We start from the raw sequence: 2,570 nt of genomic DNA, 5'->3' as shown, positions 1-2,570 counted from the left end.
TGGAATGAGCATGCTTGCTTTATTCAGCAAGAAGAGCAGAATCGAAGGTCACTGTATCAGTATCTGACTAAACTCATGACACATTATTCTGAACTGTTATTTGTACGTGTCGATTTGGGTTATCTCAAAGAACAACAGGTTTATATTGGTATCGAGAATGTTCAACAGCATATGAATATTTTAAGAAATCGTATAGCCAATCAAGATGGTTGTTTCATGGGGTTACAAGGATATGCATGGGCATTAGAGCAAGGCGTAGATAAAGGCTACCATTGCCACTTATTGCTGATTTATGATCCATCCAAACGTCAGAATGACTGGTATCTTGCTGATCAGGTTTGGCAAATGTGGAACAGTATTACGGGTAATATCGGTGTGCATTTTAATTGTAATACTACGGAATATAAGCAGCAGTTTATGCGGAATGATCGCTTAGGGGTAGGACCTATTCGATGCGATAACTCCGTGGAAGTAACGAATGCCTTGAATGCTGCTATGTATCTGGTCAACCCTGAAAAGTATGCACAGCATTTACGAGCAAAGATACCGTATATGCGTAGCTTTGGCACAGGTCAATTTGAAGTGCATTGGCGTAGAGGTGTTGCTCAAACCTTGCAGATATGTGGATTTTAAGTCAAATAACAATTAAAAAACTACGGCACTCCTAGTGATATGAACAAATAACCTAGGATGTGTTTTCTCATGACGACCTACAACGAAGCTCAAACCTTTTGTGAAATTGAAAAATTTATCAAGGATGTGGTGAATGACCAAATCAGTTGTGAACAATTCAAGCAACAAATTGTTCCTTTAATCATCAAGTCTAGACGTTTCTTTATTGCGGGTTATGATTATGTTGATTCCATCATTATTTTTAAGCAGATTGAACGAGCCTTGTTTCAAGCCAATAAATATGGATTGTATGAAAATATTAAAGACCTGCCCAATCATGTCATTCAGTTGATGATTGCTGATATCCAGTCAAAATCTGAATTGATACAGCATGGTCATCAATACGATCAGAAGCAGAATAAAGCTGAAATGAAAAAGGTTGAACGTTTCTTCTTGGATTTAGTACAAAACAAGGACTGCTTAATGATCTTTCCAATGCGGTTGGGTATTAGGGAAGATGTATCGTCATTAGCATTTCACGAATTTGAATGTTATGTCTATGCCTTGTTGAGAGAGGTTAGGGCAAGGGAGATCAATTTATTCCGTTGCATCAATTCGGTGATTTGGAAGATGAAACATCATCCTGATCGTGGTTACTACCTCCAGATCTACTTTATTTATGCAGGACAGGCACAGAACACGACTTTCTCTGATCATGCCAATAAATTGGCAGCGAAGTGGGAAGAACTCAGTAATGGTTATGGTGAAGCCCACATTGAGGAGTCAGCCAAGAAAGGCTGGTTCGTGAATTGTCAGGATGATAGGCAGATTCAGCGTATCCTGCAATTGCTCAAGAGTGATTTTAATGCGAATAGTAAAAATCATTATTTAAGGGTGATGCGAACTCGTCGCAAGACATTTGACTGTGAACGCATCCCTTTAAAGCTGAATTAGTTTTGTTCAGCAAAAGTAATGGAGTTGTTGTCGAATAGTGGTCTAAGGAAAACAATGCGCTTAGACCACTAATCCACTGAAGCATGAGTGGGCGAAAGCCTAGAAATTATAGGTATAGGTCAAGCCACTACTTGTCGTGATGGTCACTTCACGCACGTATTCAGCCGAACAGCCTAAGTAAACTTTTGCCACTGAGCCATAGCGCATATTTTGGTAATCATAAGTACCTTTACTTCTGCAATTACCACGATTGATTAAAACCCCTGTGATGGTGGTTGGCGCATCGTTCAAAGACATGATGTTTAACAAATCGGTATAGCCTGTCATGGAGTATTGTGATTCTTCACGACGGACATGGACTTCAAACTGTTCCTGTACAGTGGGTTCAGTCACTTCTTCAGCATTATATGATTCATCTTCTAAAAAGGATTTATCAACGGCAGGAAAATCATCCTCGGATTGAGGGGGCGTTTCAGTCGTATCGGTGGTGCTATGCTCGCTTGTTTTAGTATCTTTAGTTTTTGGTATGTCGTTGCCTGAATTACATGCGGTTAAAGTCAGCAGCAACACACTGGATAAAACAATAGATGGAATAAAATTCATTACACATGCCTATATTTAATCGAATATTGTGATCTACAGGGTTGGGCGAAAGCCCAACTCTGTGTATTTAATTGTTTGGTAAATCAATTTTTGCTTTTTATAAAAGTGGGAATTACTCATCGATCTTTTTAAATACCTTTTCGATCGGGGTGTAGTTATCCAAGCTAAAATCAAAAGGAATTGGCTTTTTCAGTGGCACATCAAATTTCTTTAATCGAGCATTTTCTATGCCGTTGAAATGTTTGCGTTGAAAGGACATGGTACTCGGTTCAAGGATTGCGATCGGCTCATTTGCAGAATCAGCTTGAGTAATATTGGTTTGATAAATGACTAAGCTATCTAATTCCAACTTATGGTTATTGAAGTTAAAAATGTAACCGACATACTTTTGTCCACCAGCC

General features: G+C 38.9%; 3 protein-coding genes and 1 pseudogene. 2 read left to right on the top strand and 2 right to left on the bottom strand.

The window, feature by feature from the left end:
* Positions 1-633: inovirus-type Gp2 protein (locus ACT4_RS15980; protein ID WP_007484008.1), on the top strand; the 633-nt coding region annotated here is incomplete at its 5' end.
* A gap of 69 nt (positions 634-702) precedes the next feature.
* Positions 703-1,566 carry a hypothetical protein gene (locus tag ACT4_RS15975; RefSeq protein WP_007484006.1) on the top strand — a complete coding sequence of 288 codons (864 nt, stop codon included), beginning with the start codon at positions 703-705 and terminating at the stop codon, positions 1,564-1,566.
* Positions 1,567-1,665: 99 nt separating this feature from the next.
* Here ACT4_RS15975 and ACT4_RS15970 read toward each other — a convergent pair whose 3' ends face one another.
* Both ACT4_RS15970 and ACT4_RS15965 read right to left on the bottom strand, forming a co-directional pair.
* A complete protein-coding gene (locus ACT4_RS15970; RefSeq protein WP_007484004.1) occupies positions 1,666-2,169 on the bottom strand; it encodes a hypothetical protein in 504 nt (167 codons plus the stop codon).
* Positions 2,170-2,281: 112 nt separating this feature from the next.
* Positions 2,282-2,570 (bottom strand): annotated as a pseudogene (locus ACT4_RS15965) (hypothetical protein); the annotation flags it as partial.

Origin of the sequence: Acinetobacter sp. NBRC 100985, assembly GCF_000241225.1 — a bacterium.
GTDB classification, from domain to species: Bacteria; Pseudomonadota; Gammaproteobacteria; order Pseudomonadales; family Moraxellaceae; genus Acinetobacter; species Acinetobacter venetianus.
The sequence above is the reverse complement of the archived record's forward strand: the minus strand, read 5'-3'. Positions and strand labels throughout refer to the sequence as shown.

What these genes read in the sequence shown, in the direction of transcription:
- ACT4_RS15975 (WP_007484006.1), top strand. Translation starts at nt 703, where the DNA reads ATGACGACCTACAACGAAGCTCAAACCTTTTGTGAAATTGAAAAATTT.
- ACT4_RS15970 (WP_007484004.1), bottom strand. Translation starts at nt 2,169, where the DNA reads ATGAATTTTATTCCATCTATTGTTTTATCCAGTGTGTTGCTGCTGACT.